Origin of the sequence: Butyrivibrio sp., from assembly GCF_015056685.1 — a bacterium.
Taxonomy (GTDB): domain Bacteria; phylum Bacillota; class Clostridia; order Lachnospirales; family Lachnospiraceae; genus Butyrivibrio.
On the sequence record NZ_SVFW01000041.1, the window covers coordinates 1 to 18,319 of the forward strand.

At 38.2% G+C, this 18,319-nt stretch carries 11 protein-coding genes; 4 read left to right on the plus strand and 7 right to left on the minus strand.

Annotated features, from left to right (window positions below):
• Positions 1 to 715: 715 nt before the first annotated feature.
• Positions 716 to 2,350 carry a class I adenylate-forming enzyme family protein gene (locus E7303_RS13550; RefSeq protein WP_292145903.1) on the minus strand — a complete coding sequence of 545 codons (1,635 nt, stop codon included), beginning with the start codon at positions 2,348 to 2,350 and terminating at the stop codon, positions 716 to 718.
• 232 nt (positions 2,351 to 2,582) lie between these two features.
• Between E7303_RS13550 and iorA the strand changes: the two genes are divergently transcribed.
• The 4 genes from iorA (at position 2,583) to E7303_RS13570 (ending at position 6,751) form a co-directional block, all read left to right on the plus strand.
• Positions 2,583 to 4,337, plus strand: a complete 1,755-nt coding sequence (gene iorA, locus E7303_RS13555) for an indolepyruvate ferredoxin oxidoreductase subunit alpha (RefSeq protein ID WP_292145904.1) — start codon at positions 2,583 to 2,585, stop codon at positions 4,335 to 4,337.
• A gap of 4 nt (positions 4,338 to 4,341) precedes the next feature.
• Complete coding sequence (locus E7303_RS13560) at positions 4,342 to 4,917, plus strand: indolepyruvate oxidoreductase subunit beta (RefSeq protein WP_292145906.1); 576 nt, start codon at positions 4,342 to 4,344, stop codon at positions 4,915 to 4,917.
• A 27-nt stretch (positions 4,918 to 4,944) separates the two neighbouring features.
• A complete protein-coding gene (locus E7303_RS13565; RefSeq protein ID WP_292145907.1) occupies positions 4,945 to 6,246 on the plus strand; it encodes a phenylacetate--CoA ligase family protein in 1,302 nt (433 codons plus the stop codon).
• A 70-nt stretch (positions 6,247 to 6,316) separates the two neighbouring features.
• A complete protein-coding gene (locus E7303_RS13570) occupies positions 6,317 to 6,751 on the plus strand; it encodes an acetolactate synthase (protein ID WP_022774507.1) in 435 nt (144 codons plus the stop codon).
• Positions 6,752 to 6,793: 42 nt separating this feature from the next.
• Here E7303_RS13570 and E7303_RS13575 read toward each other — a convergent pair whose 3' ends face one another.
• From E7303_RS13575 to E7303_RS13600, 6 genes are all read right to left on the minus strand, one after another.
• Entirely contained in the window at positions 6,794 to 8,512 is a 1,719-nt protein-coding gene (locus E7303_RS13575; RefSeq protein WP_292145909.1) for a diguanylate cyclase, read from the minus strand.
• 100 nt (positions 8,513 to 8,612) lie between these two features.
• Entirely contained in the window at positions 8,613 to 9,080 is a 468-nt protein-coding gene (locus E7303_RS13580) for a GNAT family N-acetyltransferase (RefSeq protein WP_292145911.1), read from the minus strand.
• A gap of 26 nt (positions 9,081 to 9,106) precedes the next feature.
• Positions 9,107 to 10,660 carry a sodium:solute symporter family protein gene (locus tag E7303_RS13585; RefSeq protein ID WP_292145912.1) on the minus strand — a complete coding sequence of 518 codons (1,554 nt, stop codon included), beginning with the start codon at positions 10,658 to 10,660 and terminating at the stop codon, positions 9,107 to 9,109.
• 116 nt (positions 10,661 to 10,776) lie between these two features.
• The gene (locus E7303_RS13590) at positions 10,777 to 12,558 is read right to left on the minus strand and encodes an MATE family efflux transporter (protein ID WP_292145914.1); all 1,782 of its coding nucleotides are present in this window, start codon (positions 12,556 to 12,558) and stop codon (positions 10,777 to 10,779) included.
• Between the two features lie 132 nt (positions 12,559 to 12,690).
• Positions 12,691 to 13,287, minus strand: coding sequence for a sortase (locus E7303_RS13595; RefSeq protein ID WP_292145916.1), 597 nt, complete (start codon positions 13,285 to 13,287; stop codon positions 12,691 to 12,693).
• Positions 13,280 to 18,319, minus strand: a 5,040-nt coding sequence (locus E7303_RS13600) for an MSCRAMM family protein (RefSeq protein WP_292145917.1), incomplete at its 5' end; no start/stop codon positions are given. The genes E7303_RS13600 and E7303_RS13595, both read right to left, overlap by 8 nt.

The following is an 18,319-nucleotide window of genomic DNA, read 5'->3' on the forward strand; positions in this document are numbered from 1 at the left end:
CTGCATAAAAACAGCGTAGCAGCCATAAAACTGCTACGCTAAAAAAGTCTAACTTTTTGGGGTCACATCAAAATGCTGTTTAGGTCATGAATTCTGTAATCGCAGAGCGATTCCATAATAAAAAACATGACCTAAACTTATGAAATCCGTTGATTAGGTCATGAATTCTGTAATCGCAGGGCGATTCCATGACAAAAAACATGACCTAGACATTTGAAATCTGCTGATTAGGTCATGGATTCTGTAATCGCAAGGCGTATCATAATAAATTGTCACAGTAAAATGAGCACATAGCCATGCGCACTCATGAAAGTAGCCACCCTTACTGTTCCTGGATTCAGAGCCCGAGGCTCTTGTACCCAGCCACACCGAAGGTGCTTGCCATTGACGGGTTCTGAGGAAAACGCTACAATGTTGAATCCGACGGTGCGAGAAAATCTACTGTTCCCATCATCCTCACCGTCGGCTCGCAGACCAAAGCGTTTTCCTCAGGTTCAGTCAATGGTGGCGTACGGAGCCAAGCATTTACCAATTTCTTAAGCTTATACATAGAATAACAGGGGGCAATATCTGCCCCCTGTCTACTACCTAGCTTCTACCTAGCTTCTACCTTACTTACGCATATACAAATAAAGAGTATTCTGGAGTAAGCTTTTTGCTTACACCAGAATACTCTTCCCTTATCTACTTATTTAGACATTTAGATATGAAAAATTCATCCCTGATTTTGCTTTTCTACAAGATGGTCGCCGCAGTACTTTTGCCTGAGCTTTGGCTTGTCGATCTTTCCTGTGGCATTTCTGATTACTTTATCAAATATGATCTTTCTTGGCCTTTTATATCTTGGAAGATCAACGCAGAAAGCATCTACATCTTCTTCAGTAAGAGTCATTCCCTCTTTTACCTGGATAATTGCGGCAGCAATTTCACCAAGACGCTGATCAGGAAGACCTATAACAGCTGCATCATGGATCTTGTCATTTTTCATGAGGAAGCTCTCAATCTGTACAGGATACAGATTCTCACCGCCTGAAATAATAACGTCTTTTTTACGGTCAACGAGGAATATAAAGCCGTCCTCATCCTGACGAGCCATATCACCTGTAAAGAGCCATCCGTTTTTAAGAATCTCAGCAGTTGCTTCAGGATTCTTGTAATAGCAGACCATAACGCCGGGGCCTTTGACACAAAGCTCTCCGATCTCGCCCTGCTTAACAGGATTTCCTTCTTCATCTACTATCTTGGTCTTCCAACCATAACCGGGAACACCTATGGCGCCTACCTTATGTACATTTTCCATTCCAAGATGAACGCAGCCAGGGCCTGTTGATTCAGAAAGACCATAGTTGGTGTCATACTTATGATGAGGAAAATACTGAAGCCAATGACGAACAAGGCTTGGCGGAATAGGCTGAGCACCTATGTGCATCAGACGCCACTGAGAAAGCTTATAATCCTCAATCTTAAGCTTGCCACTATCAAGTGCAGCAAGAATATCCTGAGCCCACGGAACAAGGAGCCAGACGATAGTACACTGCTCTTCTGAAACAGCCCGGAAAATTGCTTCAGGAGAATTGCCCTTTAAAAGAACTGCCTTGCTACCGGTGTATAGCGAACCAAACCAGTGCATCTTAGCTCCTGTATGATAAAGAGGCGGTATACAAAGGAAGTTATCTGCATGTGTTGTCTCATGATGTATAGCTTCCATCTGTGCAGACTGCATAAGTGCTGTGTGTATATGCAAAATAGCCTTAGGAAATCCGGTAGTTCCTGATGAAAAATAGATCGCTGCATCATCCTTATCTTCGATCAGAACTCTCGGTGCCGTTGAAGATGAATTTGAAACCTGCTTGTAATAGTCCTCAGCATAGGATGGACACTGGTCTCCAACATAGTAAAGAAGCATCTCCTTCTTTAGTTTCTCAGCAATATCCTCGATTCTTCCGATGAACTCAGGTCCGTAGAAAAGGACATCAGAATCAGAAGCCTTAAGGCAATAATCAATTTCTTCAGAAGTAAATCTGAAATTAAGCGGAACAGCTACAGCTCCGCATTTTAATATTCCAAAATAAATAGGCAGCCATTCGAGACAGTTCATAAGCAATATAGCGCACTTCTGTCCTTTTTTGATGCCCCTTTCCATGAGCATATTGGCTACTCTGTTAGCTTTTTCATCAAATACAGACCATGTGATCTGTCTTCTGTAATAGGAAGTGCTTGTGGGCTGAATAAGCTCATATTCCTTCCATGTTACTCGCTGCTCTTCCTTTATCTCAGGATTTATCTCTACAAGAGCAACCTCTTCCCCATAAAGTTTGCTGTTTCTTTCTAGTAAATCTGTAATCGGCATATTGTAATCCCCTTCTTGTACGCTTTAAAGCGCTAAAGTTTATTATATAGACATTTAATAAAAAGGTCAATACAAGTGACGCCCGATATTTACCAATTTAAAGCATATTTAATTCTTGATTTTATTTTTTATTTTTATTATTCTAGTGTATATGCACTTTATCACTTTAAATCAGAACAATGTCTGTTTTATATAATTGTGCGTAATTATCAAGAAGGTAGGAGGATTATAAATGAGCAAAGACAATGGCAAACAGCTCATGCTTGGCAACAAAGCTGTTGCCCGGGGATTATACGAAGCCGGAGTATGCTTCATTTCAAGTTATCCCGGTACTCCAAGTACAGAGGTAACTGAAGAAGCTGCAAAATATGATGATATATACTGTGAATGGGCCCCTAACGAAAAGGTGGCTATGGAATCTGCTTTTGGCGCATCACTTGCAGGAAAAAGAGCTTTCTGCGCTCAGAAACATGTTGGTCTTAATGTGGCTGCAGATCCACTTTACACAATGTCCTATACAGGAGTTAATGCAGGTCTCGTGATCGTAGTTGCTGATGATGCAGGAATGCATTCATCACAGAACGAGCAGGATTCAAGACACCACGCTATCGCTGCCAAGGTTCCTATGATCGAGCCTTCTGATTCAAGCGAAGCCCTCGAATACACAAAGCTTGCATATGAAATTTCTGAAAAATTTGACACTCCTGTTCTTTTAAAAATGTGCACAAGAGTTGCACACTCTCAGTCTCTCGTAAGTACAGGCGAAAGAACTGTTCCCGATAAGCCATACGAAAAAAATATCGCAAAATACGTAATGATGCCAGGCAATGCCAAAAAGCGTCATCCTATCGTTGAGCAGAGAACAAAGGACCTTATTTCTTATGCTGAAGACTGTCCTCTTAACAGAGTTGAAATGGGTGATACAAAAACAGGTATCATTACCTGTTCAACTTCTTACCAGTATGTAAAAGAGGTTTTTGGTGACTCCGTAAGTGTACTTAAGCTTGGTATGACCAATCCTCTTCCTGAAAAGCTTATCAGGGAGTTTGCTTCAAAGGTTGAAAAGCTCTTTGTTGTAGAGGAACTTGATCCTATCATTGAAAATCATGTAAAAGCTCTTGGAATTGAAGTCACAGGAAAAGACCTTCTGCCAATCGTTGATGAGTTTTCACAAAATCTAATTGCTCAGAAATTCGGAAAAGATATTGAGAGCTCTTTTGCCCTTGATGCTGAGATTCCTAATCGTCCACCTGTTATGTGTGCAGGCTGCCCACACAGAGGACTCTTCTATACTCTTAAAAAGAATAACTGCACTGTTTTAGGTGATATTGGATGCTATACTCTGGGCGCAGTTCCACCACTTGGTGCTATTGAAATGACTCTCTGCATGGGTGCTTCAATAGGCGCGCTCCATGGTTTTAACAAAGTAAGAGGTGCCGAAAGTGAGCACAAAACTGTTGCTGTTATCGGTGATTCAACATTTATGCATTCAGGAATGACAGGTCTTGCTAACGTTGCATATAACCAGTCAAACTCAACTATCATAATTGTTGACAATTCAATCACCGGAATGACAGGTCACCAGCAGAATCCAACAACCGGCTACAACATAAAGGGTGACCCGGCAGGAAAGATCGATCTTGAAGCCCTTTGCAGAGCTATGGGCTTTGAGCGGGTTCGTATAGTTGATCCATATAATCTGGAAGAATGTGACAAGGTTCTAAAAGAAGAACTTAGCGTAGATGCACCTTCTGTAATAATCTCAAGACGCCCTTGTGCACTGTTAAAATACGTAAAACACAATCCTCCTCTTAGCGTTGATAAGAATAAATGCGTAGGCTGTAAATCCTGTATGAGAATTGGATGCCCTGCAATTTCCATGAAAGATGGACAGGCCAGAATTGATACAACACTGTGCGTAGGCTGCAACGTATGTAGCCAGCTCTGTCCGGTTGGAGCCTTTAATGCTCCGGAAAAGGAGGCTTGAAAAAATGGAAACTAAAAATATTATGATCGTTGGTGTTGGCGGACAGGGTTCACTTCTTGCCAGCAAACTTTTAGGACATCTTTTAATGGCTCAGGGATTTGATGTTAAAGTTTCTGAAGTACACGGCATGAGCCAGCGAGGAGGAAGCGTTGTAACCTATGTAAGATACGGCGAAAAAGTCTTCTCTCCTGTCATCGATAAAGGTCAGGCTGATTACATTGTTTCCTTTGAAGCCTTAGAAGCTGCAAGATGGCTTCCATACCTTAAAAAGGATGGACAGATCGTCACAAACACTCAGCAGATAGATCCTATGCCGGTAATTACAGGAGCAGCTGAATATCCTGAAAATATTATCGATAAGATAAAAGCCACAGGCGCAAAGGTTGATGCTTTGGACTGCCTTACTCTTGCTGAAAAGGCCGGTTCCTCAAAAGCCGTAAATATCGTTTTACTTGGAAGACTCTCACACTACTTTGATCTTCCTGAAGATGAATGGATGAAGAGCCTTGAAGCCAATGTACCTGCCAAATTCCTCGACATGAATAAAAAAGCCTTCGAGCTTGGCAAAAACTTCGCATAAAAAGAATTGTTTTGGGGAGAAAAAGATATGGAGCAATATTTTCAGAAAGAAATTGAAACAGCACCTTATGAAGAAATAAAAAAGATTCAGAGCGAAAAGCTTGTACAGCAGGTAAAAAGAGTTTGGGATAATGTCCCTTACTACAGGAAAAAGATGGAGGAAAAAGGCGTAACTCCTGATGATATAAAGTCAGTTGACGACCTTCATAAGCTTCCGTTTTTATCAAAAAAGGATCTACGAGACGCCTATCCCACTGGCCTTCTTGGTGCTCCAATGAAGGACTGCGTAAGAATCCACTCAACATCAGGAACAACAGGTAAAAGAGTTGTCGCTTTCTATACACAGCATGACATTGATCTTTGGGAAGACTGCTGCGCAAGAGCCATAGTTGCAGCAGGCGGAACTGATGAAGATGTATGTCAGATTGCATATGGTTTTGGTCTCTTTACAGGCGGTGCCGGTCTTAACGGTGGTTCTCATAAAGTTGGTTGCCTTACAGTTCCTATAAGCTCCGGTAACACTGACAGGCAGATGATGTTTATAAATGACCTTAAAGCCACTATCCTTTGCTGCACACCAAGTTATGCTGCATATATTTCCGAACGTTTCAAAGAAGAAGGCTACAAACCTGAAGACATCCCTCTTAAGGCAGGAATCTTTGGTGCAGAAGCCTGGAGTGAAGAAATGCGTCAGGAAATAGAATCCACTTTAGGAATCAAAGCCTACGATATTTATGGTCTTACAGAGCTTTCCGGTCCCGGAGTTGCCTTTGAATGCTGTGAGCAAAATGGTATGCACATAAATGAGGATCACTTCATAGCAGAGATCATCGATCCTGATACTGAAGAAGTACTTCCTGAAGGCTCACAGGGCGAGCTGGTATTTACAGCTGTAGACAAAGAAGCCTTCCCAATGCTCCGCTATCGCACAAGAGATATCTGCAAACTCACACGAGGCAAGTGCTCCTGCGGCAGAACATTCATCAAAATGGCTAAACCAATGGGCCGTTCAGATGACATGCTCATTGTAAGAGGCGTAAATGTATTCCCGAGCCAGATCGAAACAGTTCTTTTGAACAATGGATATGCTGCAAACTACCAGATAGTTGTTGACAGAGCCAACAACACCGACTCTCTTGATGTTCAGGTAGAAATGACACCTGAGATGTTCACAGATAATGTCGGTGAGATCGAGGAACGTCAGAAAAAACTTGCTACGGATATGTACTCAATGCTTGGAATCAAGGTAAAGATCTCTCTCCTTGCACCAAAGTCAATCGCAAGAAGCGAAGGAAAAGCTGTAAGAGTTATCGATAAGAGAAAAATCTAAGTTTTATTGATATTTTTTGCAGTAATTATTCATAAATTATTCTATACTAGAAATATAGGAGGATTCTATCATGAGTATAAAACAGATATCAGTTTTCCTTGAAAATAAACCCGGCACATTAAAAAAGCTCACAAGCGTTATGGCAAAAAACAAAATCGACATGCGTGCCACTTCCCTTGCTGAGACCAAGGATTTTGGAATTGCCCGCATCATCGTTGACGACGCTTTAGAAGCTGTAAATACTTTAAAAGAAAATGACTTCGTCGCAAGCCTTACTTCAGTTCTTGCAGTTGAGATTCCCGATGAGGCAGGCGGACTTGACAAGCTTTTGGAAGTTTTCGCCGATGCAGAAGTCAATATCGAGTACATGTACGCTTTTCCCGGAAGAGGTTCTTCCAACCACGCTTACATGATCTTCAGAGTTGCTGATACAAAAGCTGCTGAAGCAAAGCTCACAGGAAAGGGCTTAAAGCTCCTTTCTCAGGAAGATATTGCAAATATCTAAAAAATTTAAACCTCTGACCATTTGGCCAGAGGTTTATTTTTGTCATTTTGCAAACACTACTTTATTTCTTCCAGTTTCTTTTGCATTGTATAAAGCCTCGTCAGCTCTTTTTACAAAAGTTTCTATTGTATCTTCAGGCCTTATTATTGTCACTCCTATGCTCACAGTAAGATGCTGAACTGTGACAAAACAGGTATCGTCAATTGTCTGCCTTATCTTTTCAGCAAACTCTAAAGCCTTTTCAACATCTGAATTTGGGAAAAGATATAAAAACTCCTCTCCACCCCATCTGCCAAATACATGGTTATCTTCTATAAAATCCTTAACAATATTTACAATGCTCTTTAGGACCACATCACCTACATCGTGACCATAAGTGTCATTAACGTGTTTAAAATGATCAATATCAAAGAAAAGCAGCGAATATGAACTTCCATTTTGCGCAAGAGTTATGGCTTCGTTTATGCTCCTCTCAAGTTCCCATCTATTGTAGACCTTTGTAAGTTGGTCAGTAAAAGCAACTTTTCCCAGCTGCTTATTGAGTTCATCAAGATCCTTTGAGGTACTCTCAAGGAAGGTCAGAATCCTTTCAAAAAACGGAACTTCACGTCTTTCGTCTTCATCCTGTTCAGTTAAGAAACCGCAGCTACCATGAACAAAAAGATCTTTTGAATGCTTATTCTCCGTTAAGCCAACAATGACTAATGCGCTGTTTAGATCGCACATACCACAATCGGGCAAAGCAAAAAGTTCTGAGTAGCCGGTTGTGCTTGAGCACTCAGGAAAGAATGAGCGAAAGACGTCTCTCTCTTCACTATAGTATTCCCTAAGAAACCTTTGCCTGTTACCACATTCAAAAAAGTAAAGGGCCTGTGGCTGAAGCCACGAAATTGCATTTATCCCAAGCTTTGTCTTGTTGAGAGCCTGCTGCGGAAATGAGTAAGAGAGCCTGAAATGCTCGCCCTGAAAAACATCAGAGTTAAATATAATAGCTCCGTCCTCATTGTATCCACTCGGAACCCTTGCCACGAAGTTATTATTTCTTTTTATGATAAAAGGAAATTCACATACGTTATGGACAAAATAATCATTGGGATTGATCTTTAAATATTTTTTATAAACCTCAATAGCAGGAGCACCATCTACTTCAGTTACGATTCTGTCTCCTTCAACCCCTGTTATTACCATCTCTTTTCCAATCTCAGCCCAGTCGAGATTGTTATCCATATAAATAGATAAAGAATCACTTTGAAAAATAACCGACACTATTGCATTATCAAAGCTTCTACTGCCATAAACGTGTGCGGTATTAAGCGCACGAATATTTCTTCCTGCTTTAGCGCCAAAAACAGGGAGATTTTGATGACTGAATTCTTTAGAGAAAACAGAAATAGACGAACTTGGAGAAACGTAAAATATCTGCATACATTTTACGTCTCTAAGACCGTCTATTTTTTCATTCATTATTCTTCCGGCTACAAACATCGAAACTTCACTTAGATCATATTCGTAGCGATATATCTTTGTTTTGAAAAAATAAGATACTGAAAGCTGTATTGGTGAGTCTTTCAGATCATACTTCTCCTCTGCTATACTTGCACATGTCATGCCTGTGAGCACAGCCTTTGGGCATACTTCATTAATACGGCTGACAAGATATTCCTCGTCTATATCCAGTCTTGGATTATATAACTGCATCAAAATGCCTGATGCATAATAATAATCCTCTGAAGAATTGATCTCATTTAAAATATTATCCAAAGTACTACAATCTAAAATACGATATGTTCTTTGCCTCATAAAATCAACCCTATACAACAATCATTAGCTAAATTACATATCTATTTTATCATTTTTGCAATCACAAAATCAATTCCATCTGATACTCTTTTACCTTCATGCCCAGGCTGTTATAAAAAGCAATTGCTGAGTCATTACCCTCCCATACATTCAGAGTAACCTCATAGCATCCAAGCCTTTTGGCCTCTTCCTTCACATAGTCAAAAAGCTTTTTTCCTATATGCTCTCCCCTCTTTGATTCGTCAACACACAGATCATCTATGAAAAGAATCTTTATAGGAGCCATAAAGTCCGCCTTGGGAATATCCCTAAGTACACAGAAACAATAGCCCATACATTCATCATTTTCATCTGTGTAAACATAAACAGGCTTATTATCATCAGATAGGATTTCTTTTAACTCTGCTACTGAATACTTAGTCTTGCCTGAAACAAAAATGTCAGGTCTTATCTTTGCATGTATCTCAAGCACCTGATTAAGTAATGTGATCATGCGTGGAATATCTGTTTCTTTGGCTCTTCTTATCATAAAAAAGTAAATCTCCTAAATAAGTATTAAGCTATGTTTTCTTCATCAGAAAGTGATGTGCTCTGATGAACCATAACTTCCTTATTGTAGCACGCAAAGGCGCTATCAACCAAGTCTTTATCAGGCTTTTTAGTAAATACAGAAACAAGAGGAACAATAACAAGTCCTGCGATCATGCAAAAAGCTCCGGCATTTATAGGAGACTGTAAGAGTTTTGGAAAACTTGGTCTAACAAGCATATTTGCAAGCATTACAACAGTTGAAAAGATAAAGCTGCACCATACTCCGGCTTTAGAAGTTCCCTTCCAGTAAAGTCCATATAAAAAAGGTGCAAGAAAGGCTCCCGCAAGGGCTCCCCATGAAACACCCATAAGCTGAGCTATAAAAGTCACATTTTGTTTGTACTGAACAATTGCTATAACAACTGAAACAGCTACAAACACAACGATAAGGCATCTCATTATAAGAATCTGCTTCTTTTCATCCATCTTCTTGATAACATGGCCCTTTAAAAGGTCAAGAGTAAGCGTTGAACTACTTGTAAGAACAAGTGATGAAAGTGTGGACATAGAAGCTGATAAAACAAGCACCACAACAACTGCAATAAGAATATCCGGAAGCCCTGATAACATTGCAGGTACAACGCTGTCATATCCATTTGCAGCAATATCTATCCTGTCTGAGAAAAGTCTTCCGAAGCCACCAAGGAAATAGCATCCACCGGCAACTACGAAGGCAAAAAATGTAGAAACTATAGTTCCCTTAGAGATTGATCTCTCACTCTTTATCGCATAGAATTTTTGTACCATCTGTGGAAGTCCCCAGGTTCCAAGAGATGTCAGGATAACGACTCCAAAAAGGTTCAAAGGATCTGGTCCAAAGAAGGAAGCAAAAATACCTGGAGTTGTACTTACAGACTCATCGGAGATCCTTGCAAGTCCGTCAAGTGATGCAAGAAATCCGCCCTGACTGTTAAGTACAGAAATAACTACTGCTGATATTCCAAAGAGCATGATAATTCCCTGGATAAAATCGTTGATGGCTGTAGCCATATAACCACCTGCAATTACATATATTCCGGTAAGAACTGCCATAACTACAACGCAAACAGAGTAGTCAATATTAAATGCCATTCCAAAGAGTCTTGAAAGGCCATTGTATAAAGATGCTGTATATGGGATAAGGAAAATAAATGTGATCACAGATGCGGCAATTTTCAGTGATGATCCTCCAAATCTGGAAGCAAAGAACTGCGGCATTGTAGCAGAATTAAGATGCTGTGTCATGATCCTTGTTCTTCTGCCAAGAACCGACCATGCCATAAGTGAACCGATAAAAGCATTTCCAATTCCTACCCAGGTAGCGGCTATTCCATATTTCCATCCAAACTGCCCTGCATAACCAACAAAGATAACAGCAGAAAAATAACTGGTACCATAGGCAAAAGCAGAAACCCATGGGCCAACTGATCTTCCGCCGAGGACAAATCCATTAACATCTGTCGAGTTTTTTCTGCAGGTAAAACCAATAAACAGCATCACTGCAAAAAACACCACAAGCAACAACACTTTAATAATCATAGAAACCTCCCAAGCAATAGTTTTGATGTATTCTTTTAATACTTTAACGCTTTAAATCGTACAAGTCAACAAATATAATAAAAGACCATCAATTAAATTGGTGGTCTCTTTGAAACTTATATTTTTATGGTAAGAACATTTAAACCCAATACATTTTGATAAGAGAAATCCTTGACGATACTATAGACCATCCTTAGTCCAATGTTCGTGGTCTTATCATCAGGATCAGCAAGGCGCTGTCTTTGAACAGGGTCAAAGGGCTGGCAGTCATCCTTAATACAAAGTATAACATCGTCGTCTTTAACTATTGCTCTGGCAGTGAGATTATGCTTTTTGTTATCCATAGCAAAACCGTGTCTTACTACATTCCCCGCCATTTCTTCCATCGCAAGGCTGATAAAATAAGCTCTTCTCTTATCAATGCCCTTACTTATGCAAAATTTCTGGGCAGTATCAGCAGTTCCTGTTACATCCTCCATCTTACGAACAGCAAATTCAACCCTGTGGTCATCATCAACCCCAAAGTCTTCCGGTATCACCATTAGTTCATCAAGATTTGATGGTATTTTTTTATTCTTAATTACAGCATACATTATAACAACTATCATACAGGCGATGCCATTTAAAACATTGGCATAATATACTGCATTCATCCCAAAATAAGGTATTAAAAGAGCCGTGAAGGCGCTTACAAATATCCATCCATCAAGGACTGAATAAATATGAACCAGTACTTTCCTTTCAGATGCAAGTGCATAGCAACTAAAATGCATAAGCCATACTGCAAGCGGCATACATAGAGGAAGGATTCTGTATCCCCACATAGTCATGGCAAAAACCGGTTCTGACTGATTTTGGAAGAAAACCAAAGTAAAGGGCTTTGCCATTAGAATAATAAATGCCGAAACTGCGCATTGAAGAGGGATAAATCTAAAAAGCGCAGTCCTCATTACGTTCTTCAGAGTAGTTCTGTCCTCTTCTCCAATACTTACACTTATCATCATTCTTGATACATTCAGCATTCCGGCGGGAATCGCCCAAAAGAAAGCCATTATCGCGTTAGAAGCCGCAAAAGCAGAAATGCCAACATTTCCTACATAGGAAATAATAAGTCCATTGACAATCAATCCACGGATAGTCTGATATCCATTTCCTATTGCTCCAGGAAATCCGATAGTAACAATCTCTTTTGCATCATCCCACCTAAAGCCCTTAAAATTAAGTTTTATTGATGCTTGTGGCGTAAAGAAGAACTGGGCCTGAACCAGCATAAACACCCACATTCCAAGGGACGATGCAATTGCAAGTCCCAAGGCCTGCAAATGAAGTACCTGAACAAAGACATAATTAAAAATCAGATTGACGACTATATATACAATACTTGCTATAGTAGTTCGGGTGGATTTGTTTTCAAGAGAAAGAAATGCCGCAAGTTGATTGCCAATAAATAAGGGGAAAATTCCAAGCGCCTGACCGAGTAAAAATCTATTAAACACAAGCCTGGACGAATTCTCAGGAGCAATAAAAGATGTCAGATCAAATATAGCCAATATGATCAATATCGTGGCTGTTACAGCTGAGATAATAGTACATAACAGAATATCCAGTGTAAAAACATTCTGCATTTGTCCTACCTGATTCTTGCCCATATATTTGCCGCAGATAACAACAGAACCGGTCAAAAGCATAAAGCTTATCGCACCTACAAGCTGACTAATTGGATTATAAAGACCTACGGCACCCATGGCAGCTTCTCCAACATAGTTAGATGCAAAGAAGCCTGTAACTATACCATTAATAGCACTAATAGAATTTAAGAGTATCTGTACCGGTAAGAGTCTGAACAACAGTTTTGCAGTCATTTGAAAATCAGAAACTTTAGAAATGTTTTTATTCATAATCACACTCCTTGATTACCGTTGACGTATTTACAGATATATTTTATCACTAAACAAATTGTACACTTATTAAAGTTTTCTAATAATAAAATAACTTCCCATATAGGTTAATTGTTCCTATATGGGAAGTGCTTATAGTACTCTTTCTGCTATAACTACCAACCTGTGCGTTGCTATATAGATTGGTGTGCAAGTGTAAAGTGTTAAAATTTCTTTGTCAGTATTTTCAAGTATTTCAACATCCTCAGGTTTTACAGTTTTTATTTCATAAACTCTATAGCTATATGTATCTGTAGGAGTATCAATATAGATCATATCGCCTATTTCTACTTCTTCAAGCCTGTTGAAAAACTTTCCAAAAGTATAATTCCTGTGCCCTGCTATTACACAGTTACCTAGTTCACCTGGCAAAACAGTATCAGATTCATGACCAAGAGCTGCTTTTAAAGCTTCTTTTGAAGTTCCTTCAGTTACTACATTTTCACTGTCAATTGAGGGAATTCTTAAAATGTACTCGTTTTCTCCATCACTCTCTGATGATTCAACACTAGAAATTATACCTGTCTGTAAAAACTCTTCCCTCTCCTGCTTTATTTTTTGAATAGTATCCTCAACCTCTTTTTTCTGACTTATGTTAAGCTGTATGGACGCTATTATTACATATACGCCCATACTCAAAACAAATATGCCAAGGAAGCTCTTTACTATCTTGAATAAAATATTATTCATTAATCTTCTTCTTTCTAAAAACTATGAAAGCACCTGTTACAATCAATATAATTCCAAGAACATAAGATAAGACTGTTCCTATAAATCCACCTGTCTTAGCCAGTCTGTTTATGCCCTTTATAGACTGCTGATTAGCATCTAATGTTTCATCTTCTGATACGTCTTCAAAACTAACATTTACGATAGCTTTATTTGTTAGATTAGAATTACTATCCTGCTCATAAGTATCTGTATTTACACTTGTATCCGCGTCGTTATCTGTATCTGTGCCTGTAGATGTATTTGTATCGGTGTCTGCGTCTGCATTTGAGTTTGTGCCTGCACCAGCCTGTACATCAGAGCCTTTAGCTGTATCCGAATCCGTGACAGTCTCTTTGTTTTTATCTGTATCCTTTTCTACAACTGTATCTTTACCCAATTCAGAGTTTTCACCTTCATTTGTATTATCGCCTACTTCTGATCCGTTTTTTTCACCTTCTGAAGCCTCATTTTCTGTTTCAGGCTTAGTAACAGTCTGTGGAGCTTTACTTGGTCCTTTACTGCCACTTTCAAATGTAGGAAGTTTAATAGTTGTCAAAAGAACTACTTTGTTATCCTCAAGTGCACTGGTAGAGCCATCATTTGAAATAATTTCTACAACATCATTATCATCTGATCTGAGAATTGTAAACTTAATTGATGTAGCTTTTTCATAGCCATCAAGGCCTTCTGTTTCACTGAGAATATATATTTTCTGATATCCAAGATATAATGTCTTACTTTTGCCGTCCGTTATCCAGGACTCAACTATTTCAGCTTTATTCTCATTATCAGTCAGCTCATAAAGGGTAAGTGTTACACCTTCAAGTACTGTTGAAAGCTCATCTTCTTCAAACAATTCAACACAGGCTGTAATCTCTTCGTCATTAACATCGATAAATACAAAGTTTGACTCAGTACTTACATATTCAGTATCAGTATCTGATTCTGTCTGAATATAAAAATCACCGTTTGAGTCGATTCTTATTGCTTTAACAATAGCTGATTCAGAAACATAGCCATATGGTACCTCACTTTGTTTAATATAGTAGTCTCCAGAAGGTAAACTTATTGATATTTTACTTCCGGTTGTATTATATACACGGACAGGTTCAGATCCTGAAGCTTCATATACTGATATTTCAGCTCCTGTAAGGCTTGTATTTTCCTGATTAACTACATCCACTGTAAACGTGTATGTGTCCAGGTTTTTGTCTACCATTTGTATTTCATCGCCATCTACAGTGTTATATTCGTCTTCCTGTGCATCATACAAATTCAAACTGCCATTTTCATCAATATAAAAAACTATATCATCAGCTTTTTCATAGCCAAAAGGAACATCTTCTTCAGCTTCAGAAAGTGTGTAATGCACGTCATATGCGGCATTAAATATGTACGCATTTTCAGATGAAGTAAACTGCTCAGTTTTTGTAGTATTATTTGTTAATGTCCTTGAAATAGAAAGGTTAACTCCACTTAAAGCATTTCCATAACTATCAACCTTAAGTATCTTTACTTCTTTTGTCTTCTTTTTTGCCACAAAAGAAATGGTCTTAGCGTTTTGAACTCCACCGGATTCTTCCGTAGTAAGTATCTGATCAGTTGTAACAAATTCATACAGATCAGGAATAGATTCTTCAATTACACTAATTGTATAGTCTGTGTTGTCAGCCAATTTTCCAATCAAAGTTGCTTTTCCGTTTGATTTAGTTGTTAAAGTAGCAACTTTATTGCCATCTATATCTGTAACTGCAAACTTAACTCCGGATAAAACAATATCACTGTCATCACTATCTGTAACTGTAATATACAAAACCTGAGGATCCTTGGTCCATCCTCCGCCAAAAGAGCTGACGCTTAAATCCGCCTTCGAACTGTAAACATCGCTTGATGAATAACCTACAAGTGAAATAGCATTGGAATAATCACCACCACTTTTTATTTCAGTTGGCATGGCTTTATAGGTAAGAACATAAATGTTTGTATTATTCTCCCTTTGAGGAAGTGTCACATCAAGCTGTGTCTTCTCTCCGTTTGGTGTTACTAATACAGTGTAATCTGTTTCTTCACTTTCAGCTGTTATCTCACCTGTAGAAGCATTGATGGAGCCAACATACAGTTTTACTGATGTTTCATCAAGCGAAAGGTCTTCTCCCAATGTATCCCTCAAGATCAGATTTGATGGAAGAAGCTGCCTGTTGCCGTTAAAATAAACATTATAAGTTATTTCTTTTGTAGTAGTATCAACGCTGGCAGTCTTCTCTATGACCTTATTGATCCACTGGGTCGTAACAGACTTAGTTACTTCAAAACCTTTTATTGCATAAGTAGATAAACTTGCTGTATTTGTAACGAATACTTTACCGCCATTAATCGATGTAAATTTATCGCCATCGTTAACCTTTGCAGAAAAAGTTATTACCTTTTTAGCACTATCTTCTCCGACTTCGTCATCTTTTACATCAGGAAGATGTATTTTCAAAACTCCATCTGAATCATAGCTATAATATGCAGCATTTGATGTTTCCTCATCTATAGTGTTTCCATTAACTGCGATGCTACCTGAAACCAATGACAATCCATTAGTTCCAAGGTAATCAGTTACTACAATATCGGACATAGCCATTTTATTGGCATTTACAGTTATTGTGTAATCAATAGCATGAGTATCATAGTTATAACTTCCGGCTGTTTTATCAAGCACAGTACTTACGTAATTGGCATAAGCCGTATCAGATGACGCAGTTGCCTGATTAGCAAAAGTAAGTTTTACTGTATCCTTGTAATAACTTTTTTTAGTGACATTGTTTGACCAAACTTCAGCCTCTTCATCAGTAAGTTTTGTCACTATAGTAAATGAGGCGCTGGCACCATCAAGTTTATTTTTAAAATCTATCTCTTCATTACCATCTTCATTTACACTAAGTGTTTGGCTATTTTTATCAATAGTATAGCTTTCAGACGAACCATCTCCTGAAATAACAGCATTACTAACACTGACAAACTCCTGTCCTTCGCCTACAATTTCTTCTACAACCGCATCTGTAATACTCTGCTTATTTTTATTTACTACTACATTCCATGTAAGCTCATGTGTAGCAGCATTGTATTTCTTAAACTCTATATCAATTGCAGCATTTGTGGCAACGCTGGTACCTGTTACAGATATTTTACTCAGTGTTGGTCCTTTTAAAGGTTTGTAATCACCATTTCCTGTATAGTCATACTCATATTCCAGAAAAGCATAATTGTTAGGAAGCGTTGAATGGTTAGTCTGAAGAAATTCTGTGTAGTTTTCTATTATCGTATTATATGTAATAGTGTATGTATGATCTTTTTTTATCTGATATTTTCCATCTTCAAGAAATACCATTTTCCAGGTATAGGCCGTCTTACCAATATCAGAACTTCCCGAAGTTGTACCTATCTCATAATCTGTTCCAGCTACAAGGTCTGTTCCATTTTCAGTCACTTTAACAGAAGATTCATCAAGCTTCATAGTATAGTCATCATAGGAAGATATAACATCATACAGAGTAAGGTTTTGATAAGAATATCCATTTGAATTGACCGTTATTGTCCATGAAGCAACACCTGTATTATTACTACTATCATATTTGAGCTCTCCACCATTTTTGGTTATGAACTGCTTAAGTTCAGCGGATGATACAGAATCTTCTACTTTTGCTGAAGTTATAGGACTTTCTAAATTTGCCTTATCATATAGTGTCGCAGTATTTTCTATTGAAAGTGTTATGGCTCCACTATTTTGAGTGGATCCTGATGAAAGAAAATCAATATGAGTCTTGTAAGTAATAATAGTCGTCGATCCGGAATTAAAAGAATAAGTAATAGTATTAGTACTGTTATTGATATTGAGATTTTCATTTTCATCTGAAACTGCACTTCTATTACATTCAAATGAACCTTTTACATAGCTCTGATTAGAATCGAAAGTATCAATAACTGTATACCCATTCTCATAGCTAACCGGATTTTCAGCTTCTGTAACAGTAATTGTCCATAATATATTGCTATCTTCATCAAGTTTGCTTTTTGTCTTAGTAATTGTAGGCTCTGCAGGCTGATTTTCTGAAATTTTTACAGTTAAAGTCTGATCATCGTTGCCACCCGGTAATGTAATAGCAAATTCTTCCTGGCTACCAACAGATTCGGCGTTTAATGTAAACACCACGCCGAAAACCACATCATAAACCTGTGTCAAATTTTCGTAAGTAACATACAGTTTTACATTACCATCAGTATCAATTGTTACATTACCAAATTGTGTGGTCTGATCTGAAAAATAAACCGGAAAAGTGAGGTCATTCTGAATAGCAAAAATGTCCGTATCAATTGAAGGTAAAGCATATGTGTTACCAGATGACAAATATACTGCATTTTCATCATTCATGGCATCTTCAGAATAGTTTAAACTCAAAGGACTTTTGAATATATATTTGATAGTAAGCTCATCATTTAAAGAAACTGTGGAATCGGAAGAAATCTCATCACCATTAAGAAGTAATTTTACAGAGTCAATAAGAGCAGTCTCATCTACAGTATTTTCCTCTGTTGCAGTCTCATATGAAACTATGGCGTAGGAGGAGAAATGAGTAGTATAAATGTAAATCCAATCATCAGTAGCTTCACATCCAATTTCTTCATAACCATCATCTGATATATAAAAAGCCTTCAGATTACTTACATCGTCAAAGATATCCTTGCTGATCCTAACGGCGATCTCTTCTCCAAAATTGCTAATAAGCTGATCTTCACAAGTCAAAGTAAAATCATAAATCTTTACAGCTTTTATTGAATCAAGCTTAATAGAATTATTACTTTTCTTTATTGACTCACTTACAGCATTCTTTAGTTCATCTGATTCAAGATAGTTTTCAGAGTTTTTTTCTTCAACAGCAAAACTGGCATTTTCCGGCAAGGAATAATCATTTGGTTCAAAAACAAACTCAACATCATTTTCCTTGATTGAAATAAAATTGGTAGTTTC